Origin of the sequence: Brevibacillus sp. MER 51 (genome assembly GCF_023714195.1) — a bacterium.
Taxonomy (GTDB): Bacteria; Bacillota; Bacilli; order Brevibacillales; family Brevibacillaceae; genus Brevibacillus.
Genome location: NZ_JAMAUS010000009.1, coordinates 98,565 through 124,432, shown reverse-complemented (window position 1 = coordinate 124,432; position 25,868 = coordinate 98,565). Strand labels below are relative to the sequence as shown.

The following is a 25,868-nucleotide window of genomic DNA, read 5'->3' as shown; positions in this document are numbered from 1 at the left end:
AGCAGGAGAGTCGGTGAAGAGACGAATCCGACTCTCCTGTTTCGGTGATGGGGATGATTTTGCAAGAAGGAGGGCATTCACATGGGCCAGCAGGGGTTTTTGTTGGAAATGAACCACATTCATAAAGAATTTCCAGGGGTCAAGGCACTCGATGATGTCACGCTAAAAGTCCGTCCCGGAACAGTCCATGCACTGATGGGAGAGAATGGAGCGGGCAAATCGACCCTGATGAAGTGTCTCTTCGGAATTTATCGGCCAGATGCGGGAGAAATCGTCTTAAACCAGGAGCAGGTGACGATGAGCAGCTCAAAGGACGCGCTGGCACATGGCATCTCCATGATTCATCAAGAGCTGCATCCGGTGCCCTTTCGCAATGTCATGGAAAACATATGGCTGGGACGTTTTCCGGTCAAAAGAATCGGTCCTTTTCCGTTCGTGGATGAGAAAAAAATGCTTTCAGATACGGAGAAGCTGTTTGCTGATTTGGGAATGGACCTAAATCCGCACGCTGTTGTCCGTGACTTGTCTGTATCCAAGATACAGTCGCTTGAAATTGCCAAAGCTGTCTCCTACCAATCCAAAGTGATTATTATGGACGAGCCGACGTCTTCACTGACAGGAAACGAGGTGGAGCAGCTATTTGCGATCATCCGTGAACTGAAGAGCAGAGGCGTCGCCATCATCTATATTTCACACAAGATGGAAGAAATTTTACGGATCGCGGATGACGTGACGATTATGCGTGATGGCAAGCTCATTGGGACATGGCGGGCAGTCGAGCTGACGACAGACCTGATCATCTCCAAGATGGTCGGACGGGACCTGACTCAGCGTTTCCCAAGTCGATCCAATACACCAGGAGAACCCATTTTGAAGGTAGAGGGACTGACCTCCCCATTTTCGCAGTCCTTTCAGCATGTGTCGTTTGAATTGCGCAAAGGCGAAATTTTGGGCATAGGCGGACTCGTGGGTGCACAACGAACAGAGCTGATTGAGGCATTGTTTGGACTGCGGGCAGTGTCAGCAGGAAAAGTGTCGATCAACGGTCAGGAGGTACGGATCAAATCACCGAAGGATGCGAAAAAGTACAAAATGGCGCTCTTGACGGAGGAGCGGAGAGTCACCGGCATCATTCCTGTCTTATCGATTCTGGAAAATACGGTCATTGCGAATTTGGCCAGTTATCAAACACCTTTTCTGCTCCTCAATGAACGCAAGCGAAGAGCAGATGTCAGCCGAAGCATCGAGATGCTCCGCGTCAAGACTCCTTCGATGAAAGCACTGATCAAAAACCTGTCAGGAGGCAATCAGCAAAAGGTTCTCTTGGCGCGGTGGCTTTTGACTGATCCGGATATTTTATTGCTGGACGAACCTACACGTGGGGTCGATGTCGGCGCCAAATACGAAATCTACACCATCATCGCGGAGCTGGCGAGCCAGGGAAAAGGCATCATCATGATTTCCTCGGAAATGCCGGAGTTGCTTGGCATGTCAGATCGGATCATGGTCATGTGCGAGGGTAAGCTCTCCGGTTTTTTGTCAGGTACAGCGGCAACGGAAGAAGAAATCATGCGGCTGGCTACCAAGCATCTTGCATGAGAAAGGAGGGGAACAGGCATGTCTCAATTGTCTGCTAAACAGGTGCATGGCTTTGTTACGCAAAACGCCATCTATATCGTTCTGGTTTTGTTAATAGCGGGAATAGCGATTTACGATCCCAATTTTCTTTCCATTACAACGCTTCGGGATATTTTGATCCAATCCTCAACTCGTGCCATTATTGCTTTGGGTGCTGCGTTTGTTCTTATTACGGGCGGAACGGATCTTTCCGCGGGGCGAGTGGTCGGATTGACGGCTGTCATCTCCGCTTCGATGCTGCAAACTCAAGACTATCCAAGGAGATTTTTCCCCGATTTACCCGATTTGCCGTTGCTTATCCCTATTATCATTGCAATTGCTGCGGGTTTGCTGGTTGGCCTGATCAACGGCATCATTGTGTCCCGCTTTAGTGTGCCCCCTTTTATCGCCACGCTGGGCATGATGGTCATTGTATACGGGTTCAACTCTATCTATTTTGATATGGAGCCCAATCAATCGCAGCCAATAGCCGGACTGCGGAGTGACTTCAATCAGCTTGGGACAGGGTACATCGGCCCGAGTGGCCCGTATTCGATTCCGTATATCGTCATCATTGCGATCATGGTTGCGTTCATCGTCTGGGTGATCTTCAACAAAACACGGCTTGGTAAAAACATGTACGCCATCGGGGGCAACATGCAGGCCGCAACTGTTTCCGGGATCAACGTTGCTTTCAACCTCATGATCATTTATGCCATTGCTGGTGCCCTGTATGGACTCGGTGGTGTTCTGGAGGCAGCTCGGACAGGTGGCGCGACGAACAACTACGGCAACATGTACGAGCTGGACGCCATTGCAGCCTGTGTGGTAGGTGGAGTCTCGACGTCTGGCGGAATTGGTACCGTTCCAGGAGTGCTTGCGGGTGTCCTTATTTTTGGTGTCATCAACTACGGTCTTACGTTTATCGGAGTCAGCCCGTATTGGCAGCTCATCATCAAAGGACTCATCATTGTGGCAGCCGTTGCTTTTGACATTCGTAAATACTTGGCGAAAAAATAATAGAGACCCCAGTCGGCTGTCAACCAATGCAGCTTTTCTGGGGTCTTTGCTTGTTTATTTTCGCAACGGTGTGATTTTCATATACGTAAATAATCGCCATACCCACTCCAGTGGCCCCATGCGGAAGGCAGATAGCCAGAGTACGCTTGATACCATTTGCACCACGTAGATACCAAGGCAGATCAATGTCGTTTGCAGGTAGCCGAGATTGCCAAACCAATCGAACAAATAGCCTCCCACAAGGATCAATACGGTTTGTCCGACGTAGTTTGTCAAAGCCATGCGACCGTAGCTGGTCAGCGGAGAGAGGACGGTCTGAACGGTTTTATTTTGCAGCAGCCGAATCAAGGTAGTCGTGTAAAAGGCAGCCATGACAAGACCAGTAGAGGTCAAGGCAATCGTGTAGTTCATCAACTGCTGGAGGGCTTCTTCTGACACGGTATCGTCTACAACCAGATTCGCCCCACTCATTGCTAGATCAGTCGGAGTCAGTCGGTATTGGATAAACAAGCCGATTAACGAAAGGACGAGGGTCACGCCCTGCACTTTTTTAATCACAGGCATAAATCTCGGAATGTCCTGAAAGACTCCGTACTGCCCGACAGCAAGTCCCAGAATAAACAAGGGAAGCACCAAAAGCGCTTTGAAGCCAATAGAGCAGACAGCGATAGAAAGAATAAGGCCGATAATCAGATTGGTTCGCGCCTTCAATCGATAAAAGGGCAGTAAGATGAAACCGAAGATAGCGTAGATGAAAAGTGCTTCACCAGGGTGAAACATTTTATGCACAAAGCCAAGAGCGAGTAGCGCAATCAGACGCCGAATGAACAAAACAGTGCTATTGGCCCCTTTTTCTTTTGCCCGACTGATGAAAATATAGAAGCCTACGCCAAACAAGAAGGAAAAGATCACGAAGAAGCGAGATTCCACAAAGAAATTAAAAAACTGGAACAGCCAGTGGTCCACACTTCCAATCTCAGGGGTTTGCGCATACAGCAATGCCACAATGTTGACGAGGAGAATGCCCATTAAGGCAAAGCCCCGTACGGTATCTAAGGTATCAATTCGTTGGTTCATGGTAGGAGCGTTTTCGCTCAATCCCATCACTTCCTTCTCTCGTTGTTCGCCGTCCGATCACGCACTTTTCCTATCCTAGCTCATCCGGGGATAGAGGAGAAATGGCATTTGCTTACGTCTCGCTTACAAAAGTGTAAGAAGTGAGCGGATCTCCCGTATTCGACCGCAACTTCATCCTGAATTCCTGCGTCTATTGTAATAATCAGGAAGTCGGGGTGCACAATGAAACCGATCGCACGGGGGAAGTGGCGTCTGGCAGCAGGCATGACCTTTTTTCGTTGGAAAAGGTATGTACAATGGACATTTGGTCGAACGAGGTTCGCTCATGAGAAAAGAAGCGAATGGTTGCGTTATGTCCATTATTCTCATCAAACGATTTTGTTACGCCCATTGCAGAACGTGGAAATGTGGATGCAGCACAACAAAGTGATCAATTTGCGGCTGGCAATTGAACGATTGAACGGATTGATCATCCATCCCGGGGAAACCTTTTCGTATTGGAAGCAGATTGGCAAGCCGACTCGTAGCAAAGGCTATGTAGAGGGGAAAAATGAATTGTATCGGGATGTTTACACGCTGGAAGGAGAATGGTTGGAACAGGAATGGCTGACGCAGAATCGGGCTTATTTGATGTATGAGCCATTGCTGCCCAAAGGATGATGTTTCCTGTTCGGGATACGAACTGGAACTCCACTGCGATCTGTGCGAAAATAGGAACATATGCTTTCGTCTAGGGAACGTGGAAAGGTGGATTTATACATATGTCTTATGCAGATCGTATCACAGCAGGCCTGAACCCTGAGCAGCGGGAAGCAGTCCTTACAACAGAAGGCCCCGTCTTGATTTTGGCCGGTGCGGGTAGTGGCAAGACCAAGGTACTGACACAGCGTATTGCATACCTGATCAGTGCCAAACAGGTAGCGCCTTGGAGCATTTTGGCGATCACCTTCACCAACAAAGCAGCGCGGGAGATGCAAAACCGTGTGGCGGCAATTATTGGCGGAGCGGCAGCGCAGGATGCATGGCTGTCGACGTTTCACTCCTTGTGTGTGCGGATTTTGCGCAGGGATATCGACCGACTGGGGATCAATCGCAGCTTTTCCATTTTAGATGCGGGTGACCAGTTGTCTGTCGTCAAGCAATGTTTAAAAGAATTGAACATCGATCCGAAGCAGTATGAGCCGCGTTCGATTTTGGCTGCGATCAGCGGAGCGAAAAACGAGCTGACCGATCCAGAAACCTATACGCGTCTAGCGGGCGATCCATTTGCACAAGTGGCAGCAAAGGTTTACACGGCTTATCAGAAAAAGTTGAGAAATAACCAGTCGCTGGACTTCGATGATCTAATCATGACGACAGTTCGTCTGTTTAAAGAAGTGCCGGAAGTATTGGAGTTTTATCAAAAGAAATTCCGTTATATACACGTTGACGAGTATCAGGATACAAACCGCGCGCAATACCTTTTGATTTCCATGCTGGCAGACAAGTATCGAAATGTATGCTGCGTGGGGGATGCTGACCAAAGTATTTATAAATGGCGCGGTGCAGATATCTCGATCATTTTAAACTTTGAAAAAGACTATCCAGAAGCCAAGCTCATCAAGCTCGAGCAAAACTATCGCTCCACCAAAACGATTTTGCAGGCGGCGAACCAGGTCATTGCCAACAACAAGCTGCGCAAGGAGAAGAAGCTCTGGACAGAGAATCCCGGCGGCGACAAGATCATGTGCTTCCAGGGGGATTCCGAGCACGACGAGGCGTATTTTATCGTCGATACGATTCGCAAGCAGATGGCACAGTACAAGCGCTACGACAAGTTCGCAGTCTTGTATCGGACGAATGCACAGTCTCGTGTGGTCGAGGAAGTTTTCATCAAGTCGAACATGCCGTACACCATCGTCGGCGGAACCAAGTTCTACGATCGCAAAGAGATCAAGGACATCTTGGCTTATTTGCGTCTCATCTCCAATCCGGATGACGATATCAGCTTGCAGCGCATTATCAACGTACCGAAGCGTAATATCGGGGATACGACGGTAGACAAGCTGCAAGCGTATGCGAACGCAAATGGTCAGTCCCTTTTCCAAGCGATTCAGGAGACGGCTTACATGGGGCTGCCTTCACGCACCACAAATGCAATTCTTTCCTTTAATGATCTCATCTCGAATCTGATGCAAATGACCGATTACTTGAGTGTGACTGAGCTGGTGGAAGAAGTGCTGAAGCGCTCTGGATACCGCGATTCATTAAAAGAAGAAAAGACGCTGGAAGCACAGGCTCGTCTGGAGAATATCGAGGAGTTCCTGTCTGTAACCCAGGAGTTCGAGCGCAAAAATGAAGACAAGAGCTTGCTTGCGTTCCTGACCGACCTCGCGCTGGTAGCAGACATCGATTCCTTGGGAGATGATGGTGCCCAGGAGGAAGTATCGGCAGAGGGACAGGTTGTATTAATGACCTTGCACAGCGCCAAAGGGCTGGAGTTCCCTGTGGTGTTCCTGGTAGGTTGCGAGGAAGGTGTCTTCCCGCATAGCCGCTCTTTGTTTGACGATGCCGAAATGGAGGAAGAGCGCCGTCTGGCTTACGTGGGAATTACACGGGCGGAGGAACGCCTGTACATGACATGTGCCCGTATGCGGACGCTGTTTGGACGGACCAATGTGAATGCGCCGTCTCGCTTCCTGCAAGAAATTCCGGCTGAGCTGTTGGAAGGAAATCCAGCGACAGCGGACAGAGGCTTCGGTGGTGGACGCAGCAGTGCATTTGGACAGCGTGATGGCAGTGCATTCGGGCGTGATGCGGGAGCGAGACCGTTTGGAGCGTCCTCCTCACAAGCAGGCTCTGCTCCGAAATTTGGCATGGGTCAGCGAACCGCAAGCAGTACACCTGCTACATTTACTCGTCCGGCGGGTGAAAAACTGCCTGGACACGGTCAAGGAGCAGGCGTTGATTGGAAGGTTGGCGACAGAGTGGCGCATGGCAAATGGGGCAACGGTACGGTTGTCAAAGTAAAAGGAACGGGCGACGACATGGAGCTCGACATTGCTTTCCCAAGCCCGACTGGCATTAAAAAGCTGTTAGCGAAGTTCGCCCCTATTCAAAAAGGATAATGTGCAAATGCAAATACAGGCCAATCGCAAAAGTAAAGGATGAACGAAATGGATCGATTGACGGCGGAAACAAAAATTAAAGAATTAGCGAAACGAATTGAGCGGCATAATCGTCTTTACCATGAAGAGGATCGACCTGAGATTTCTGACCAGGAATACGATCAATTGATGCGGGAGCTAAAGGAGCTTGAAACCAGCTTCCCTGATTTGCAGTCACCTGATTCCCCTTCCTTGCGTGTAGGGGGAGAGCCGCTGCCCTTCTTTGAAAAGGTCGTTCATAAGACACCGATGCTCAGTCTCGGCAACGCCTTTAATGAGGAGGACATCAGGGACTTTGACCGCCGGGTTCGTCAGACCGTTGGCAGTCAGGCTGTCCGATATGTAGCTGAACTGAAAATTGATGGTCTGGCCGTGTCGCTTCATTATGAAAATGGGCTGTTCGTCCGCGGGGCTACACGTGGAGACGGAACAACAGGCGAAGACATCACACAAAACCTGAAAACGATTCGTTCGATTCCTTTGCGATTGACGAAGCCGTTAACCCTTGAGGTTCGCGGTGAGGCTTACATGTCCAAGGGAGCATTTGAAAAGCTGAATAAAGAGCGCGAGGAGCGAGGAGAAGCGTTATTTGCCAATCCGCGCAATTCCGCAGCAGGCTCGCTCCGACAGCTCGATCCGAAAATTGCCGCATCCCGTCAACTGGATACGTTTATTTACGGCATTGGCGATTTGCAAGGGGAGACAGTGGAATCGCACAGTGAAGGGCTTGATTTGCTGGAGACGCTAGGTTTCATGGTGAATCAGGAGCGACGTGTATTTGACGACGTCGATGAACTGCTCGCTTTTATTGCCAGTTGGACAGAGAAGCGTCCTCATTTGCCTTATGAAATCGACGGCATGGTGATCAAGGTCGACAGTTACGCTCAGCAGGAGGAGCTTGGTTTTACTGCGAAAAGTCCACGTTGGGCCATCGCATACAAGTTCCCTGCCGAAGAAGCGGTTACGATTCTCGAAGGTATTGAAGTATCTGTGGGGCGTACAGGGAATGTCACCCCGACTGCTTTATTGAAGCCAGTCAGTTTGGCAGGTACAACCGTGAAGCGCGCTTCCTTGCACAACGAAGACATCATTCGGGAAAAAGGCCTCCTTATCGGTGATCATGTTGTCGTCAAGAAAGCAGGGGACATTATCCCGGAAATTATCGCGGTCTTGCCAGAGCGTCGTACTGGAAATGAAGTACCGTTTGCCATGCCAACGCATTGTCCAGAATGCGGGAGCGAGCTGGTACGCTTGGAGGAAGAAGTGGCTCTACGCTGCATCAATCCAATGTGTCCCGCACTGATCCGTGAAGGCATGATTCATTTCGTGTCCCGGACGGCCATGAACATTGACGGCTTGGGAGAAAAGGTCGTGGCCCAGCTGTATCGCGACGGTATTATCCACAGTGTCGCTGACCTGTATTATTTGCACCAGCAGCGCGATGCTCTGCTGGGCATGGAGCGCATGGGTGAAAAGTCCGTAGATAATTTGCTTGCGGCAATTGAAGCAAGCAAGGAGAACTCGCTGGAGCGCGTATTGTTCGGTCTTGGCATTCGCTTGGTTGGAGCCAAGGCGGCACGTGTTCTCGCGGAGCATTTTGGCAATATCGATGCCATCATGCAGGCATCCGAAGAAGAGATTACGCAAATCGATGAGATCGGGCCGAAAATGGCTGCGAGTCTCGTGAACTACTTCGCACAGCCGCAGGCGCAGGCAGTTATTGAGAGACTGCGAGCGGCCGGAGTAAACATGGAGTACAAAGGAATCCGCATTGAGAGTGGCGAAGACCTCCCATTCTCAGGCAAAACAATCGTTTTGACCGGCACCTTGACGCAAATGTCGCGGCAGGAGGCAGAGGAAGCGATTGCGCGCTTGGGTGGCAAGGTAACAGGCAGCGTCAGCAAAAAGACAGACCTGGTGATTGCAGGTGAAAAAGCCGGCTCCAAGCTGGAGAAGGCAGAAAAACTAGGCGTGGCTGTAATGGACGAAGCAGGCTTCCTGCAAGTATTGGAGAGCAACGCCTAAGAAAACGGTGGCGACAACGGATGAGTAAGGGAAGGGACGTGAAGAGCATGAATAGCTTCCTGAAATGGGGAATCGGTGTAATAGCCATGCTGCAATTGGTTGGCTGTGGAAGTAACAGCAGTACTGGCAGTGGTAAACAAATCAATACGACTCCTCCAACAGTCACAGCTGCTGCTCTACAAGGGAACTTGACCTATCAGGACGTATTGGAATTGGGAGCAACCATTCACAATCTGATGATGACCGATGATGCTCGTCAAATATGGGTTGGTACGAATGCAGGGTTGTATAGCTCAGCTGGCGGTGGAACGTGGGGATCTCTCTCGACAGATTTAGAGCAGTATGCGATCGAAGGTTGGTTTGTGGACCCGGATGATCCGAAGCAAATATTTGTCGGCGGGATTGATGGGGTTCTTCATTCAACAGATGGTGGTAAAAAGTGGACTTCTGTCAACAAGGGGTTGCCAGAGCCAGCGAATATCAGCAGCTTTGTAGGGAATCGCCAAGGAGACGAAGTGCGTCTGTTTGCCTTTGTCTCGGGTGAAGGCATCTATCAGTCGACGGACGGGGCCCAATCATGGAGTTTGTGGCAGCCGATGGATCAGGAAGTATTTGCCATGGACTTTGATCCCGAACAAGACCGACTCTATGTAGCGGCCCAATTCAGCTTGCTCTATAATGAAGAGGGGCAGTGGAAGACAGAGGAGATTCCCGGAGCACAGCAGATCTATTCGCTAGCCATTAACAGACGAACTGGCACTCTCGCTGTCGCAACCGAAAAAGGTATCTACGAGAAAATCAAGGGCGAATGGCGTTTGCTTGATGCTCGCTCACCGGAAAAGCTGATTGTCATCGCTTCAGGTGGCGAGGATACAAAATGGGTGGGAATTGGCGAATCGGCATTGATCTACAAGCTCGAAGACAATCGATGGGTCAAGTGGAACGAATGATTTGTACATCGCCCACCTTTGGATACGAAAAGGAGTAATCTATGAAAGTGAAGTTTTTGACAGGATGCAGGTTCTTGACAGCTGTACTTCTTGTGATGGCATTGACTGGCTGCTCGTTGATACCTGGGGGCAAGGACAAAGCTCCTGAGCCTACTACACCGTCCTTGTCGGAGGTAGTGGAAGTATCCGAGGATTACTACGGCAGCATTACCCCGTACCAGCCAAACCAGACACGAGGAATGCTTGCTGATACGAAATATCGCGTCGATTTCAGTCACCTTGAATTAGGCTTGATGGAGTTTGCTCGGGAGACATACCCGACGTCCGATTATTATTTCCAAGAAGGTCAAGTGGTCAAAAAAGAGCAAGTTACCCAGTGGATCGCACAGGAAAAGACGGCTGGGGCCAACGGGAAAAAGAAAAACGGAATTCTCGTGCACGTACTGGAGCATGATTACCTGAGCAAGAAGGATAAGAGCCTGGCTGGCATGGTGTTAGGCTTGTCGCTTTCGCCGAACTATCAGGACGCAACTGGTCAGGACAAGGTGTACACGACACAAGAACTGCAAGCAAAAGGTCAGCAGCTTGCAGCTCGTATCGTGCAGTCTGTACGTGCAACTAGTCCGGAAGTTCCGATCCTGGTTTTGATGTATCAAGTACCGGAGGCGAATTCTACTCTGGTGCCGGGGCACTTCATCATGTCAGGAACAGTAGGGGCGAATGAAGCAACGATATCCAAGTGGCTGCCGATCGAAGAGGAATATTTCCTGTTCCCGAGTCCGGAGGTTGAGCAGAAATACCCAGAGCAGTCGTTGCAGTACGACAAGCTGATGCGCCAATCCAAGGGCTATTTCCCTGAATATATCGGGATGACTGGACTGGGACGTTTCATGGACGGCAAGCTCACGGAAATTACGATTACAGCCACGGCAGAGTATGACTCCAGAACAGAGGTTTTGCAGTTTACGCAATTTGCAGCAGGAAGCATTAATCAGCTCTTCGACAAAAGCGTTCACGTCAACCTGTACGTACAGTCGATGAATAAACCATTGTCGCTCTACATTCGACCGACAAGTGGAGAGCCGTATATGCATATTTACAGACAATAAGGAAAAGCATAAAACACCCGAATGATCACCTGAGAAGGTGAGGAGATCGGGTGTTTTTTTTGTACACAAAAGATAGTGGATTGAACAGATGTGTGAAATGTTGAACGGTGTGTGCACAAAAGTGTTCGGGATACTTCTTGAATCTTGTCGGTGATTTTTCTGCAAAAATGCAAACACTAATAGAGTCGAGCCTTTAATGGTTTTGTTGGTATGATCCTTGCATATGTTTTATGAGTGATCCGAACATGGAAGATATCGATAAGGAGGCGTCACAGATGCAAGTGGAATTCAAAAACGAGGCGTTTACCAATTTTAGTCTGCCAGAAAATAAAAAGGCATTTGAAGAAGCGCTCGCTAAGGTAGAAAGTGAGCTTGGCCGTGAGTATCCGCTTATCATCGGCGGAGAACGCATCACAACTGAAAAGAAATCCAACTCCTTCAACCCTTCTAATAAAGAACAAGTAGTGGGCGTTGTTTCCCAGGCTGACCAAGCACTGGCTGAAAAAGCGATCCAAACAGCTGCTAGCACTTTCGAAACATGGAAAAAGGTTCCTGCACAAGCACGTTCCCGCTATCTGTATAAAGCAGCAGCAATCCTGCGTCGCCGTAAGCATGAGTTCTCTGCTTGGCTCGTAAAAGAAGCAGGAAAAAGCTGGGCAGAAGCTGACGCTGACACAGCAGAAGCAATCGACTTCATGGAATACTATGGCCGTCAAATGGATAAGCTGTCCCAGCGCCATGATCTGCCTCGTATCCCTGATGAGGACAACGAATTGTACTACGTTCCACTTGGTGTAGGTATCGTTATCCCACCTTGGAACTTCCCTCTTGCGATCATGGTTGGTATGACGACAGCAGCTCTTGTAGCGGGTAACACCGTTGTGTTGAAGCCTGCTTCTACCACTCCAGTAATCGCTGCGAAATTCATGGAGATTCTCGAAGACGCTGGCGTACCAGCTGGTGTTGTAAACTTCGTACCAGGTTCCGGTAGCCAAATCGGGGATTACCTCGTAGAGCACAACCTGACTCGTTTCATCAGCTTCACAGGCTCCCGTGACGTAGGTCTGCGCATCAACGAACTGGCTGCGAAACATCGTCCAGGTCAAAAATGGATGAAGCGTCTGGTTGCTGAAATGGGCGGTAAAGACTCCATCGTTGTTGACAACGACTGCGATATCGAGTTGGCTGCACAGTCCATCGTGGCTTCTGCATTTGGCTTCTCCGGTCAAAAATGTTCTGCTTGCTCCCGTGCAATCGTTCACCAAGACGTGTACGACCAAGTACTGGGCCGTGTAGTAGAACTGACAAAACAACTGACTGTGGGCGACATCAGAACCAACGATTTCTACACAGGTCCTGTGGTTGACGAGAAAGCATACAACAAAATCCTCGAGTACATCGAGATTGGTAAAACAGAAGGCAAACTGGTTGCAGGTGGCGAAAAAGGTCCAGAATCCGGCTACTTCATCATGCCAACTGTATTTGCAGATGTAGATCCACAAGCTCGCATCATGCAAGAAGAGATCTTTGGCCCAGTGGTAGCGTTCTGCAAAGCCAACGATTTCGATCATGCAATGGAAATCGCGAACAACACTGAGTACGGCTTGACTGGCGCTGTCATCAGCCGCAACCGTGAGAACCTGGAGCGCGCTCGCGAAGAGTTCCACGTAGGTAACCTGTACTTCAACCGCAAGTGCACAGGCGCTTTGGTGGGTGTACATCCATTCGGAGGCTTCAACATGTCCGGTACAGACTCCAAAGCGGGTGGACCAGACTACCTCCTGCTCTTCACACAAGCAAAAATGGTGTCCGAAAAACTATAAGCTACGCAATAAAAAAGGCTGCCTCTTTTACAGAGGCGGCTTTTTTGTTTCCATTTTGTCCACACTAAAGACAAAATGAAGGGCAAAGCAGGTGAGGGTAGCTGTTTACTTATATCGTGTCAGGACTCTCCTCGTTTTTTGTTGTGTATTTGTTGATGCCAGTAGCAAATTGGCTGGCTTGGAAAACAAAGCTGCTGGATATGCCAAAGGGGAGAAAGGGACATAGCAGGCCGATCCCATTATCTGGTGGTTTGGCGATGTTCGTCGGTCTCTTGTTGGTGTCAACTTTTTTTGCAGGGGCGCAAAAATCCGTTGCAGTTTTGGCAGTTGGAGGGGCCGTGTTGGTGGCCATTGGATGGGTAGACGATACGTTTAAGTCGCAAAAAAAAGAATTTCCGGCACTGCCGAAGCTGATGGTGCAGTTACTGGTCGCGACGATGACCTTTCTCATGGATATTCGCTTTCGGGGAATCAATTTGATGTGGCTGGGGGGAGAGGATGGGACGTATATCTCATTTCCAATCCTTGTCTCCCTGCTGATGACCGTGCTGTGGATCGTCGGTTTGATCAATATGGTGAATTTTTTGGATGGAGTCGACGGGCTTGCTGCCGGTGCTACCGCAATCTCAGCAGTGACCTTGTTCTTTTTGTCGATGCTCAAAGGTCAAGAATTAACGGCATTATTGGCAGTTGCACTGGCAGGTGCTGCACTCGCTTTTCTACGCTTTAATTTTTATCCGGCGAAAATTTTTATGGGTGATGCGGGTTCGATGTTTTTGGGATTCGCTCTCGGCGTGATCTCGTTGGAAGGAACGATGAAAGGGGCTACAATCATTTCATTAGTCGTGACGGTACTGGCAGTAGGCTTGCCCGTCATAGACACTGTACAGGTCATCATCAGTCGGCTTTTGGCGGGTTCCCCCATGTACCAAGCGGATCGCCGACATGTTCATCATCGGCTCATGTCCCGGGGGTTGTCTACGAAGCAGACGGTTATCATTCTGTATGTGGTGAGCTTGCTGTTTTCCGTCTTGGCCGTGTTTTTGTTTTACAGCCAATAATCAAATAGGGTTAAAGAAAAAGAAACGATTCCGCCCTGTCTTTTTGGCCTGATAAAGTGCTTTGTCCGCATTGCTCAGCAGTTGTTCGGCTTCGCTTGCAGATGCCGGATAGAGGGCAATGCCTATGCTTGTCGAAAACGGTATAGTCCGGTCCTCGATCATCCATGGCTCTTGCGTTGCAAGCAGGATACGGTTCGCAATTTTTTCAACCTGACGTTCGGAGTGAATGCCGGTCAGGACGATGACAAACTCGTCTCCACCCAGACGTGCGACGATATCTCCATCTCGAACAGATGACTTGAGGCGAGTAGCCAGCATTTGCAAAAACAGATCGCCTGTGTCATGACCCCATGTGTCGTTGATTTCTTTAAAGCGGTCACAGTCCAGATAGAGGGCAGCTACTATTTCCTCTTTTGATTGGGCAGCACGTAGAGCTTGCTGGAGCTTTTCGGAGAGGAGCCGCCTGTTTGGCAATCCCGTGAGCACATCATGATACGCCATGTAGGCCAGCTGTGACTCCAGGTTTGTTCGTTCCGTAACATCGCGGGTAATGGAAAAGACATGCGTGCATACGCCATGGCTATCGTAGACAGGAGATAGAATGGATTCGCCAATGATGTCACCATTCGCAGTAAAATGGATCGGACTCCCGCTTTTTACTGCTTGTGTGTACATGTGCTGTAATAAGCTGGCTTTTTCATGAGGATAGACGTCCTCAAACTTTTTTCCGTATGCTTCCTCGCTCAATTGGGCGACGTGCATCGCCGATGGATTCATCAATACATAGCGAAACTGATACTCCCCGTCCACATCTTGTTCGACAGCCATGAGAAAGAACATGTCCGACATATGATCGAATAGACTGGTTAGGATATCACCATGCTGACTGATAAGTGTAGTAATATCGAGTTTCTTCACCATAACCGATATCTCCTGATAAGTGGCTTCTTAGAATGATTATAGTATAGCAAGACTGCCGAAGAAAATGATGAACCTCTGGTAATAGTGCGGGGTTTACTGGCTGTTAGCAGAAGTGGTAAAGTAAGGGTATTGTTGTTTTACGAAGGAGCATTTCTTATGGGCAAAAAGCTGCTCCCAGGTCTCATCCATCGCTTGCCACAAAACGCGATGTCCCGGACTATGGGCAAAATTACCGCTACTCCCTTTAGTCGATTAGCCATTCAACGATACATAAAGCACTATCAAATTGATACGTCGATCATAGAAAAGCCGGCGTCAGAATACCGCACGCTGAAGGAGTTTTTTTCCCGACGCCTGAAGCCCGCAGCGAGACCGATTGCACCTGGGCTAGACACTATCGTGAGCCCGGTGGATGGAACTGTTTCGCAGTTGGGTGATATTTGCGAGGGCACCTTGATTCAAGCAAAGGGAAAAGATTTCAGTGTAAGTGAGTTGTTGGGCGGTTCGGAGGAAGAGGCCAAGCGTTATTATGGTGGTAAATTTATCACCATTTATTTGAGTCCAAGGGACTACCACCGGATTCATATGCCAGTAACAGGCGATTTGAGCAGTTACTGCTATATGCCAGGCAGACTCTATCCCGTCAACAAGCTCGGGATTGAAAATGTAGACCGTTTGTTTGCTCGGAATGAACGCTTGGTAACTCACATCAAAACAGATAGCCTGGGCGATATGGCTTTGGTTAAAGTAGGAGCCTTGTTTGTAGGCAGCGTGAAGGTCTGCTACAACACAGCGACGACGAATATCAAGCACGGTCGACAAACCCACGAGAAGATTGCTGGGACACCTCGTTATGAAAAAGGCTCGGAGCTGGGCTGGTTCGAATTTGGTTCGACCGTCATCTTGCTGTTGGAGTCCAACGAGCTCGAATGGGCAACAGGCGTTGAAAAAGGGAAGTCTCTCTTGATGGGGCAGGCGCTCGCGACAAAGAAGGCGGAATAACGAACGACTGAAGAGATCACGGTCCAGGGCAAATGCCTTGGACTTGTTTTTTCTTAGTCTTCTAATGGATGTGGCTGCGGTGGGGAGAAGAATATTTCCAGACTAGGCTCCAGGCTTCGTCCCGCTGGGGGTTGAGGCTGTCCGCTCCGAAGGGATTTGCGGGGAAACGCAAAAGTGGTAGCCGCTACGTAGCTCGGGCACGTTGCGTTTCTACTTCCCGCAAATCCCTTCTCCGCTTGGTAGGACTCCACAAGTCGCTACGTCTGGAAATATTCTTCTCTGTCGTAACTGATTACTTTCTTCCATCTATTACGGCATTAAAAAATCGAATCAAACTGTTTCCTCCCCACCACAACAGCCGGACAGAGTGTTTTTACTGGTTAATAATCGATCAATATTTTTTTGCCGAAAACATTATTTGTTTTCCCCGTCGAAATCCCTGTGAAAATTGACTGAACCTGCTCTTTTCAAGTAAGATCAAAGTTATGTGATACGATTCGGAGGTGGAAAGAATGAGTGCCATAACTCGCAAAGAAGTGGAACACGTAGCTAATTTGGCCCGTTTGCAGCTCACTGAGGAAGAAGCGGAGCGGTACACAAAAGACCTGAATGCGATTCTTGATTTTGCAGCCAAACTCAATGAGCTCGATACATCCAATATTGAGCCAACCAGTCATGCTACAGACGTGAAAAACGTCATGCGCGAAGACGTAAACAGACCGTCCCTGCCACGTGAAGACGTGCTGAAAAACGCACCAGATCACGAAGACGGGCAGTTTAAAGTACCGGCTGTATTCGAATAACCTATTGGATAACGAGAAGGGAGGAACCCACTGTGTCGCTGTTTGACAAGCGATTGTCTGAGATACATAGCGCGCTGCGCGCAAAAGAGATTTCGGTAACGGATCTGGTGCAGGCTTCCATCGCTAGCATCAAGGAGCATGACGAAGAAATCAAATCCGTCCTGCATGTAGATGAAGAGGGAGCCTTGGCTCATGCCCGCCAATTGGACGAGCGTCTGGTCAAGGGAAATGAGGAGCTGGGTCTTCTCTACGGCTTGCCTGCCGGACTGAAGGACAACCTGGTTACAAAAGACGTTCGCACGACTTGCGCGAGCAAATTTTTGGCGAACTACGATCCTGTCCATGACGGGACTGTTTCCAAAAAGGTGAAGGATGCCGATGCAATCATCGTCGCGAAGCTGAACATGGACGAGTTTGCGATGGGCGGCTCCAACGAAAATTCCGGCTTTTTCCCAGCCAAAAACCCATGGAACACCGACTACGTTCCGGGCGGCTCCTCCGGTGGCTCAGCGGCGGCAATGGCTGCGCGTCATTTTTATTTCACCCTTGGTTCTGATACAGGCGGTTCCATCCGTCAGCCTGCTGCTTTTTGTGGCGTTGTCGGCTTGAAGCCTACTTATGGACGCGTATCCCGTTTCGGGCTGGTTGCCTTCGCGTCCTCGCTGGATCAAATCGGACCTGTGACGAAAAATGTTGAGGATTCTGCCTATGTGCTGCAAGCGATTGCGGGACATGATGAATACGACTCTACCTCTGCAAATGTGGACGTACCGGATTACTTGTCCGCATTGACTGGAGATGTAAAAGGACTGCGTATCGGGGTACCAAAAGAGTTGATCGGAGAAGGGATTGACCCTGAGGTTCGCGATGCGGTTCTGGCAGCATTGAAGCAGTTGGAGAGCATGGGTGCTACATGGAGCGAGGTTTCCATGCCGCACACGGAATATGCTGTGCCAGCTTACTACCTCTTGTCTTCGTCTGAAGCTTCGTCCAACCTGGCTCGTTTTGACGGCGTACGTTATGGTGTGCGCGCAGACAATGCGGCAAACCTGATCGAGCTGTACAAGGAATCCCGCAGCCAAGGCTTTGGCCCAGAAGTGAAGCGCCGCATCATGCTCGGAACCTACGCGCTCTCGTCTGGTTATTACGATGCTTACTACAAAAAGGCCCAGCAGGTACGTACCCTGATCATTCAGGACTTCAACAACATTTTTGCTGACTACGATGTAATCCTGCACCCAACCACGCCTTCTACGGCTTTCAAAGTAGGCGAAAACGTAGATGATCCGGTGAAAATGTATCTGGAAGATATTTGTACCGTTCCTGTAAACCTGGCTGGACTGCCAGCAATCAGCGTGCCGTGCGGATTCTCCAAAAACGGTCTCCCGATTGGTTTGCAGATCGTAGGTCGTGCATTTGACGAATCCACCGTATTGCGCGTAGCCCATGCGTATGAGCAAACCGCAGGCTTCTACGGGCGCAAACCGGAATGGGTGAGGGGGTAAGAGCATGAGCAAGTACGAAACCGTCATCGGCTTGGAGGTTCACGCCGAGCTATCGACCAACAGTAAAATCTTTTGCGGCTGCCCGACTGAATTCGGTGCACCGCCGAATACACATACATGCCCGATCTGCTTGGGACATCCAGGTGTACTGCCTGTAACGAACAAGCAAGCGGTAGAGTTCGCGATGAAAGCAGCACTCGCCCTCAACTGCGAGATTTCCCGCGAGACCAAGTTCGACCGCAAGAACTACTTTTATCCAGACTCGCCAAAAGCGTACCAAATCTCGCAGTTTGACCAACCAATCGGCTACAATGGCTGGATCGACATTGAAGTAAACGGTGAGACGAAGCGCATTGGGATCACTCGTCTGCATCTGGAAGAGGATGCGGGCAAGCTGACGCACAGCGATTTTGGCGGAGAGTCTCTGGTAGACTTCAACCGTGTCGGGGTACCGCTCGTCGAGATCGTTTCCGAGCCGGACATCCGCACACCGGAGGAAGCACGTGCGTATCTGGAAAAGCTGAAAGCGATCATCCAGTACACGGAAGTATCTGACGTTCGCATGGAACAAGGTTCCCTGCGTTGTGACGCCAACGTATCGATTCGTCCATATGGTCAAGAAGAATTCGGAACCAAGGCTGAGCTGAAAAACATGAACTCCTTCCGCAACGTACAAATGGGCTTGGAGTACGAGGTGCAGCGTCAAACGGAGGTAGTTTCTTCCGGTGGCAAGGTCGTTCAGGAAACGCGCCGTTGGGATGAAGCAAACAAGAAGACGTTGACGATGCGTTCCAAAGAGGAAGCGCACGACTATCGTTACTTCCCAGACCCGGATCTGGTTCGCATGCAGATTTCCGAGGAGTGGATTGAAGCGGTTCGCGCAACCATTCCAGAGCTGCCAGATGCTCGTCAGGCTCGCTATGTGAACGAGTTTGGCTTGTCTAAGGATGATGCCGGAGTCATTACGATCTCCAAAGAGACGGCTGATTTCTTTGATGAGACTGTGAAAACAGGAGCAGAGCCGAAGTCAGTAGCAAACTGGCTGATGGTTGACCTGTTGGCACACCTCAACGCCAACAACCTGGTGTTTGCAGATGTAAAAATGACACCAAAAGGCTTGGGTGAGATGATCAAGCTGATCGAGGACGGAACCATTTCCTCCAAAATCGCCAAAACCGTCTTCAAAGAGATGGTGGAGACCGGCAAAGAGCCGAAGCAGATCGTCGAAGAAAAAGGACTCGTTCAAATCAGCGATGAAGGCGCTCTGCGTCAAATCGTCGTTGATGCGGTCAATTCCAACCCGCAAGCCGTGGCAGACTTCAAGTCCGGAAACGAAAAAGCAGCTGCTTTCTTTGTAGGCCAAGTCATGAAGCAAACCAAAGGTAAGGCAAACCCGGGAATGGTAAACAAGTTGATTCAGGAAGTATTGAACAGCTTGTAGGGCAAAACATATGACAGCACTTTCTCTGTAAAGGGAAAGTGCTGTTTTTTTGTGCGGGGATCTATGCTAAATAGTGGGAAAAAAGTAAGATAGAATGCATAGCTATCATCATAATTGATTAGGAGAAATGTTCATGACACCAAATTGGAAAAGTGCGACGGCTGCTTTTGCAGTGACAACCATGCTGCTGGGAACGGGTGCGCAGGCTTTTGCTGCAAGTCCGGAAATGATTTTGAAAAATGCTGAAAACCCATCCAAAGAACAAGTCAAGCTGCCTGCTCGTGCGGTAGAGATTGTCGCTGCACTGGAGAAGCTGGAGCCTGCTTTAAAAGCTCTGACGCTCCGAGAGGTCGTTATTTCTGATTACGATGAAAATCAAGTGGATTTGTATATAAGCCATCCTGACGATACCGAAATGAGTGCATATCTGCTTTTTGATCGCCAGAGCGGTGAATTACTTGGTTACGAGGCTTCCCCATTCATTTGGGAAGAGAATGAAAAAGTAACAGACGAAGCCATCGTGCAAAAGGCTGAGAAAGCTGTGAAAGAGTTGTTCGGAGAAAAGAAGCGAAAAATGACAGATGCTCCACAATTGTCGAAAACGGTATACGGTGAAGAAGTGTCGTTTATATACCCGAATGTCTATTTTCCGATTCTGCTAAATGGTCTGGAAATAGACGAAGCACGCTACGGTATCGAGGTGGAAATGGATTCAGGCGGGCATTTGTTGGGCCTATCTTTTCAACCGCTCGATTTGACGGGTATACAGGTGGCTGATCCGAAAAAAGCTGTTACAAAAGAAGAGATTCAGAAGCAAATATTTACGCCCGAACGCCTTCGTTATGGCTATGTATGGGAAGGAACAGATGGGAAACCCGGTATTGAATATACCATGAGGACGTCACCAGTATTTGATGCATTGACGGGAAAGCAGATCGAAATGGAATGGGGAGCAGACGAAGGGGATGGAAATCTCCATGCATCTGATATCAAGGACATCTCTTTGAAACCCCAAGGAAAGCCATTCATTGCAAAAGGCGCAACGGATCAGCAAATTTTAGAGAACTTGTTCGGGGTTGATACCAAGAAGCTGTATACAACCTATCGAAAAGACGAACAGCAGGGTGAAATCACTTATGACTGGTCGAACACTATCGATTATAATCGGGCATCTATTGTGGTGAATGAAGTGACTGGCGATATCGGCGGATACGTAAATTGGGCACATATCGAAAATCTCTCAGTGCCCCTAACAAAGGAGCAATCCTTGCAAAAGGCGATTACGTTCCTGGAGCCTTATGCTAAAAAAGCCGAGTGGCAAGTCGAAATGTATGAGGAAATCAAGCAAGAGGACAAGAAATCCGTTGAGCAGTATGGCTTTTTATTTCTCGAAAAACAAAATGGGATACCACTCATGGAGTATTCCTACGGAGTAGCAATTGATCCAAATAAGGGAAAAGTTGTTGAATTCGTGGCATCAGTTCCAGCAGAGGATCGTAAATATCCTGTGTTCAAACCATCTGTAACGGCCCAACAGGCAGCAGATATTGTTTCCAAACAGGTACCGGTCAAGTTGACCTATATCTGGCCGAGGTCAGGAGAGAAGAATGCACCCATTCTCGTTTACAAGCTCGATACCAGCAAAGGCTGGCCAACCGTCGATGCCGTAAATGGATCGTTTAAATGGGGAGAGTACGAGGATTAGGAAAGAAGGAGGGGAATTAATGAAACGAAATGGAAAACGCACAGCAATCGCTTTGACAATAGCAATGATGTTGGCAGGAACAAGTGGAACAGCCTTGGCTGCAAGTCCTGAAATCCATCCTAGCCACATTGCAAATGTTACAAAAAGCGAGGAAAAGCTCCCGGAGCGGGCCACTCAGATCGTAGCTGCTTTAGAAAAGCTGGAGCCTGCATTGAAAACGTTGACGAAACGAACGATTGTGAAAAGTGAGATGGATGAAAATCTGTTAAACCTCAATCTGGAAAGTCCCGAATCCAATGACATGAGTGCCATTGTTGTCTTTGACAGAAAAACAGGTGAGTTGATCATGTACAGCGCCAGTTTGCATATTTGGAAACAAGGGGAAATTGCGACAGACGAGATTATTTTGCAACGGGCAGAAAAAGCAGTGCTTGAGTTATTAGGGGCAGACAAAAGAAAACAAGTAGGCTCGCCTACATTATCCAAAGCTGTTAACAAGGAAGACTCTGAAGATTTGACTGATAACTCAACAATATACCGCTCCGTTTATTATCCAGTTGAACTAAATGGGCTGGAGATATTGGGGAATAGGATGGGCATATATGTGTCGACGGATTATGCTGGTCATATCTTGGGTGTATCCAGTGAGCTACTTGATTTGAAAGAGACCAAGGTCCCAGATCCGAAAACGGCACTGACACCAGAAGCTGTCAAAAAGCAGTTTTTCACTCCTGATCGTCTTGAGTTGGGCTATGTGCTGGAAGGGAAAGATGCCAAGCCGGGCATGCAATACTTATGGATGAATAACGCTTACATCGATGCCATGACAGGAAAGCAGATTGACTTCATTCAGGGAACAGAGATTGCAGGGGATGGAAAAAGAAATCCTGCCAATTTGAAGAAGCTCACGCTATCGCCAAAAGGAGAGCCGCTTATTGTCAAAAGCAGGGCAGATGGAGAAAAAGTCGTCGCGGGCTTGTTTGACGTGGATACGAAGGTGATGTTCACAGAATACTACACAGGAGAAGTTGATGGTGAGATCATACATTCCTGGAGCGATGAGTTTGGGTATGAAGACGTGTCCATTTCGGTGGATGTTTCTACGGGAGCGGTCACTAGTGCGGATATTTTTATGGAAACAAAAAGCTTGCCTGTTCCCTTATCGAAAGAAGAAGCCTTGAAAAAAGCAATTTCCTTCATCGAGCCATATGCCGCTAAATCCTCTACTGAATGGCAGGTTGAGATATTTGATCCATATAAACAGCCGAAATTGGCTGATTGGATGATCGCGTTGAATGAAGGAGAGGGTGAAGAGGAGGAGGACACAGGAACAGGAGCGTATACCTTCATTTTTTATGAACTGCACGATGGGTTGCCTGTGTTCGACCGTTACTATTGGCTGAAGGTCGATATAGAGAGTGGACAAGTATTTACTTTCATTGTGAATATGCCGGAAAAAGAGGGTACTCTTCCCATCCTGAAGCCATCCGTAACGCAGCAACAAGCTGCTGAAATCGTAGCCAAAAATCTCCCTGTAAAGCTGTCCTACTTCTGGCCAACCTACAAAGGCAAACAAGCTCCTTTTCTCACCCTTGTCTATACGGTTGACAAGAGCAAGAGCTGGCCTTACGTAGATGCTGTAAAAGGCACACTTGAATGGGGCGAATACGAGGAATAATTCGAACGAAAAAGAACGCAGCTTTTCTGACTGCGTTCTTTTTTCTATCCCTTTTATGTGCGCGCCTGATTTGCAGTGAGTCCCGCCTGTATTTGTTCCAGTACCGATACGGCAGCACGTTCATTTCGCTCAATCGCCTGCAACAACGCAATAGCCTGCCTGCCCTTCTCCGCATCGTTCGGATCGCCCCCAGCCGGGAATGGGAAAAGCTTGCTTAACGTGTCAAAGCCATCAGCAATCGCCCCGTACAAGCCAGCTGCTTCTTTCATCAGCGGACGAACCTCATCAAATACAGAATCTGTCCACGTATCAACGATTTCGCTCCAGAAAAGAGAGGCGTAGCGACGTGCATCTCCGTTCACCACGGTCGTATATGCGTTGCCATTCGGCTCAACCGTTCCCTTTTCATAGGCCTCCTGCCAAGCAGCATAAGCGGCTAGACCATTGACACAGCTCGGGTCCTGCGGCTCTTCCCCACGATAATGAACGAGTGCAGATTGGAGAGCATTTGCGAGCATCGTACGTTGATCGATCGGAAACGCACGGTCGATGGCAAGGACAAATAACTCCTCGACGATACCCCGCCCCAAGTTTTCATAGGGAATGGTACTGTCATTTCGGCAGTTGTCTCCTGCGTAAAACACTCTTTTTTCATCATCATAGCCGTAGATCAATCCGAACTCTGGCATGAACAGGTCCCAAGCAAGCACAGCATGCCCTTTGTCGATGGAGCGGTGAACCAGCTCTAATGCTTCCGGCAAGAGGACAGACAGCTGGCGCTTTTCGCGGGCCTCTTGGCTTAATAGCGAGGGAGCAACTTGATTGGCATTCATGCTTGGTTCGCAGGAAAGATGATACGAGGTGACGGCACGAGATTCAAAGCCCATGTTTTTCAAACCCTGCTGCAAGACTCGTTGAAAGTGAAACATTGTCGGGCCCGCAATATGGATATTTCCAGGGACGATCGTCAGGCGAAAGGCATGGCCGCTCAAGCCAAGGATCATCGGCAAAGACATTTTTCGTTCGGTCGATTCTACCATTCCGTATAGTGCCGCTGCGCAAGTAACCCAAGTAGGCATCGTGAATGCTTCTGGTTTATTCAATACGGCTTGTTTCATACTCCCCGCAACCTTTCTCGTCTTCATGTATTGATCAACAACGACACGAGTTTTTTCCTGAATCAGTTTTTTGCGAGAACGCGATAGCACTTGATAGACATTCGCCTGGGACATCTGGAACATGTGGGCGATCTCCTGAGGGGCCAAATGATCAAAAAAATGAGATTCCACAATGCGTCTCTCCCGAGGATTGAGGCAGTACAGCAGGCTTCTGATCGTCTCAAACAGTTCACGCCGCACCATGACCTCTTCGGGATTGGTGTTCTGCGCAGAATGCGACCAAGATCGTCCCAGTCTGTGCAGGATACTATCGAGGTCCTCCCAGTCAGTCGGTTCCTGCTCATGTGTTTGTTTGCCCAGACTCGAGAAGAGGGTTTCTCTTTTTTGCGAACCCTTCGAAAGCCGTGTGTACGCCTGATTGCGTACAATCCGATGCAGCCAAGGAAGGAAACGTCGGCTGTCCACCAATGTTCCCAGGTGCAAAAAGGCGCGAATGAGAGCATCCTGAACGATGTCTTCGGCAAGAAAGGCTTCTTGTGTGTACGACCGAGCATAGCCGTATACTTTGGAGCGATGACGCCTGACCAGCTCGCTAAACGCCTCCTGATCTCCGGCTTTTGCCTGTTCAACCAAAGTTTCGTCTTCTATCTGGGTGTGTTCCTCATGAGTCTTGGGGCTGATTATCAAGTGATCCATCGCAATAACTCCTCGTGATTTGTTGATATACTGTGTAGACTTCGGGTTCACGGATTTTCTGACACGGGATGCGAAAAAAATTTTGGAGTTTTTTGACCGTTCTATTTAGTGTATCAGACAAGTAAACGAAGGGATTCTCCAACGGCAGATGACAAAGCAATTTGTAACAATTTCCACTCTCCCCTATAATGAACGTACAGGAAGAAAAAGGAGGATGGAAGTACATGAAGCTCATTTCTGTTGCAGGAGAAAGTGTGGCACCTGGAAAAGGTGGTTCACCGTCTGATACATTTGATCGTTCCATTGCTACGTGGCAAGAAAACGGTCAAGAAAAAACAATAACCGTCACCTACGTGCGTTATTTTGGCAAAGTACTTGCTGAGCGGGGCATTTACGATCAAGAGGCAGAAGGTGTTCCTGTCAGCCATTTAGTAGCGACTCTGTTTCTTGAAAAGCATCCAGAGGTAAAAGAAACCCGTCATTATATTAACGATACGGAAGCTTTCGTCGCGCTATTTGAAGGCTTTTCCCTGACCAAATGGAAAGAGCGGTATCCGCTGTAGGATACGAGAGTTACCGTTCTTGAAGTCAAAAGATTCTGATTCGCCAAAGGCACATACGGGTAACTTTTATGAGGGCATGCTAAGAGCAACCAATTATTGGAGGGAATTAGCATGTTTTCTATTTGGTTGCCACTGGTGATGACGTCTTCTTCGCTTGTGTTTGGTACAATGTCTTCGCATGTCCCTGCGACTACGACATCCTCGACGGCGTGGATGGTTGCTGTGCAGGAGTTTGACGCGTTTTTGCAGGACTGGAAAAAAGGACAGACGCTTGCGAATCTGCGTCACCCGCTTTTTGACCTCACGGGAGTGTCAGCGGTGTCAGGAATGATGGAGATCATCCGGTTTTCGGGAGAAGCCCACGGGCAATCGGGAGAAATCACCCTTTCGTTTTACACACTGGAAGGCGACAAGGTCTTTTTGCCTCCAGGCTCCGTGTCTGTCGCGCGAGTCGATGAGAAGCGAAGGGAATTTCATGTCACGGGCGTTATACCGCGAGTTTTTAGCGGGCGGACGGGTGTTGTACAGGTGACGTTTACGGGAGAAAAGCGAGCATCGTACTTGCTGAAGGTACAATTTTAGTGAAAATAAGGGAGAGGGGGGCTGCT

20 protein-coding genes are annotated in these 25,868 nt (G+C 48.9%); 17 read left to right on the top strand and 3 right to left on the bottom strand.

Features of this window, described 5'->3' with window-relative positions; genetic code table 11:
- Positions 1 to 81: 81 nt before the first annotated feature.
- Both M3630_RS19785 and mglC read left to right on the top strand, forming a co-directional pair.
- Positions 82 to 1,599 (top strand): sugar ABC transporter ATP-binding protein, encoded by a 1,518-nt coding sequence (locus M3630_RS19785; RefSeq protein WP_251253226.1) that lies wholly within the window; start codon positions 82 to 84, stop codon positions 1,597 to 1,599.
- 18 nt (positions 1,600 to 1,617) lie between these two features.
- The gene (gene mglC / locus M3630_RS19780; protein WP_173610619.1) at positions 1,618 to 2,637 is read left to right on the top strand and encodes a galactose/methyl galactoside ABC transporter permease MglC; all 1,020 of its coding nucleotides are present in this window, start codon (positions 1,618 to 1,620) and stop codon (positions 2,635 to 2,637) included.
- A 54-nt stretch (positions 2,638 to 2,691) separates the two neighbouring features.
- Here the strand turns inward: mglC and M3630_RS19775 are convergent, their stop codons facing one another.
- Positions 2,692 to 3,741 (bottom strand): DUF418 domain-containing protein, encoded by a 1,050-nt coding sequence (locus M3630_RS19775; RefSeq protein WP_173610755.1) that lies wholly within the window; start codon positions 3,739 to 3,741, stop codon positions 2,692 to 2,694.
- A 195-nt stretch (positions 3,742 to 3,936) separates the two neighbouring features.
- Between M3630_RS19775 and M3630_RS19770 the strand changes: the two genes are divergently transcribed.
- The 7 genes from M3630_RS19770 (at position 3,937) to M3630_RS19740 (ending at position 13,828) form a co-directional block, all read left to right on the top strand.
- Positions 3,937 to 4,374: a VanW family protein gene (locus tag M3630_RS19770; RefSeq protein WP_251253225.1), complete on the top strand. Its 438-nt coding sequence runs from the start codon at positions 3,937 to 3,939 to the stop codon at positions 4,372 to 4,374.
- Positions 4,375 to 4,475: 101 nt separating this feature from the next.
- Positions 4,476 to 6,821 carry a DNA helicase PcrA gene (pcrA, locus tag M3630_RS19765; protein WP_221866825.1) on the top strand — a complete coding sequence of 782 codons (2,346 nt, stop codon included), beginning with the start codon at positions 4,476 to 4,478 and terminating at the stop codon, positions 6,819 to 6,821.
- Between the two features lie 48 nt (positions 6,822 to 6,869).
- On the top strand, positions 6,870 to 8,885 hold the full coding sequence (ligA, locus tag M3630_RS19760) for an NAD-dependent DNA ligase LigA (protein WP_251253224.1): 2,016 nt from the start codon (positions 6,870 to 6,872) through the stop codon (positions 8,883 to 8,885).
- Between the two features lie 20 nt (positions 8,886 to 8,905).
- Positions 8,906 to 9,835 carry a WD40/YVTN/BNR-like repeat-containing protein gene (locus M3630_RS19755; RefSeq protein ID WP_173610615.1) on the top strand — a complete coding sequence of 310 codons (930 nt, stop codon included), beginning with the start codon at positions 8,906 to 8,908 and terminating at the stop codon, positions 9,833 to 9,835.
- Positions 9,836 to 9,876: 41 nt separating this feature from the next.
- Positions 9,877 to 10,944, top strand: coding sequence for a CamS family sex pheromone protein (locus M3630_RS19750; RefSeq protein ID WP_221866826.1), 1,068 nt, complete (start codon positions 9,877 to 9,879; stop codon positions 10,942 to 10,944).
- 275 nt (positions 10,945 to 11,219) lie between these two features.
- Positions 11,220 to 12,767 (top strand): L-glutamate gamma-semialdehyde dehydrogenase, encoded by a 1,548-nt coding sequence (pruA, locus tag M3630_RS19745; RefSeq protein ID WP_047072228.1) that lies wholly within the window; start codon positions 11,220 to 11,222, stop codon positions 12,765 to 12,767.
- 155 nt (positions 12,768 to 12,922) lie between these two features.
- Positions 12,923 to 13,828, top strand: coding sequence for an MraY family glycosyltransferase (locus M3630_RS19740; protein WP_232773977.1), 906 nt, complete (start codon positions 12,923 to 12,925; stop codon positions 13,826 to 13,828).
- On the opposite strand, the gene M3630_RS19735 is transcribed toward M3630_RS19740, so the two are convergent.
- Complete coding sequence (locus tag M3630_RS19735; RefSeq protein ID WP_173610613.1) at positions 13,829 to 14,749, bottom strand: diguanylate cyclase domain-containing protein; 921 nt, start codon at positions 14,747 to 14,749, stop codon at positions 13,829 to 13,831.
- A 156-nt stretch (positions 14,750 to 14,905) separates the two neighbouring features.
- Here M3630_RS19735 and asd point away from each other — a divergent pair, with 156 nt between their 5' ends.
- The 6 genes from asd (at position 14,906) to M3630_RS19705 (ending at position 22,883) form a co-directional block, all read left to right on the top strand.
- Entirely contained in the window at positions 14,906 to 15,751 is an 846-nt protein-coding gene (gene asd, locus M3630_RS19730; RefSeq protein WP_251253223.1) for an archaetidylserine decarboxylase, read from the top strand.
- A 512-nt stretch (positions 15,752 to 16,263) separates the two neighbouring features.
- Positions 16,264 to 16,554 carry an Asp-tRNA(Asn)/Glu-tRNA(Gln) amidotransferase subunit GatC gene (gene gatC, locus M3630_RS19725; protein WP_007717539.1) on the top strand — a complete coding sequence of 97 codons (291 nt, stop codon included), beginning with the start codon at positions 16,264 to 16,266 and terminating at the stop codon, positions 16,552 to 16,554.
- Positions 16,555 to 16,586: 32 nt separating this feature from the next.
- Positions 16,587 to 18,059 carry an Asp-tRNA(Asn)/Glu-tRNA(Gln) amidotransferase subunit GatA gene (gatA, locus tag M3630_RS19720; protein WP_251253222.1) on the top strand — a complete coding sequence of 491 codons (1,473 nt, stop codon included), beginning with the start codon at positions 16,587 to 16,589 and terminating at the stop codon, positions 18,057 to 18,059.
- 4 nt (positions 18,060 to 18,063) lie between these two features.
- Positions 18,064 to 19,500, top strand: coding sequence for an Asp-tRNA(Asn)/Glu-tRNA(Gln) amidotransferase subunit GatB (gene gatB / locus M3630_RS19715; protein WP_016741203.1), 1,437 nt, complete (start codon positions 18,064 to 18,066; stop codon positions 19,498 to 19,500).
- A gap of 133 nt (positions 19,501 to 19,633) precedes the next feature.
- Positions 19,634 to 21,205, top strand: coding sequence for a YcdB/YcdC domain-containing protein (locus M3630_RS19710; protein WP_251253221.1), 1,572 nt, complete (start codon positions 19,634 to 19,636; stop codon positions 21,203 to 21,205).
- Between the two features lie 19 nt (positions 21,206 to 21,224).
- A complete protein-coding gene (locus M3630_RS19705; RefSeq protein WP_251253220.1) occupies positions 21,225 to 22,883 on the top strand; it encodes a YcdB/YcdC domain-containing protein in 1,659 nt (552 codons plus the stop codon).
- Positions 22,884 to 22,936: 53 nt separating this feature from the next.
- Here the strand turns inward: M3630_RS19705 and M3630_RS19700 are convergent, their stop codons facing one another.
- Complete coding sequence (locus M3630_RS19700; RefSeq protein WP_251253219.1) at positions 22,937 to 24,697, bottom strand: RNA polymerase sigma factor; 1,761 nt, start codon at positions 24,695 to 24,697, stop codon at positions 22,937 to 22,939.
- A 224-nt stretch (positions 24,698 to 24,921) separates the two neighbouring features.
- Here M3630_RS19700 and M3630_RS19695 point away from each other — a divergent pair, with 224 nt between their 5' ends.
- Positions 24,922 to 25,260, top strand: coding sequence for a hypothetical protein (locus M3630_RS19695; protein ID WP_221866830.1), 339 nt, complete (start codon positions 24,922 to 24,924; stop codon positions 25,258 to 25,260).
- 111 nt (positions 25,261 to 25,371) lie between these two features.
- Positions 25,372 to 25,842 (top strand): hypothetical protein, encoded by a 471-nt coding sequence (locus tag M3630_RS19690; RefSeq protein ID WP_251253218.1) that lies wholly within the window; start codon positions 25,372 to 25,374, stop codon positions 25,840 to 25,842.
- Positions 25,843 to 25,868 lie beyond the last annotated feature (26 nt).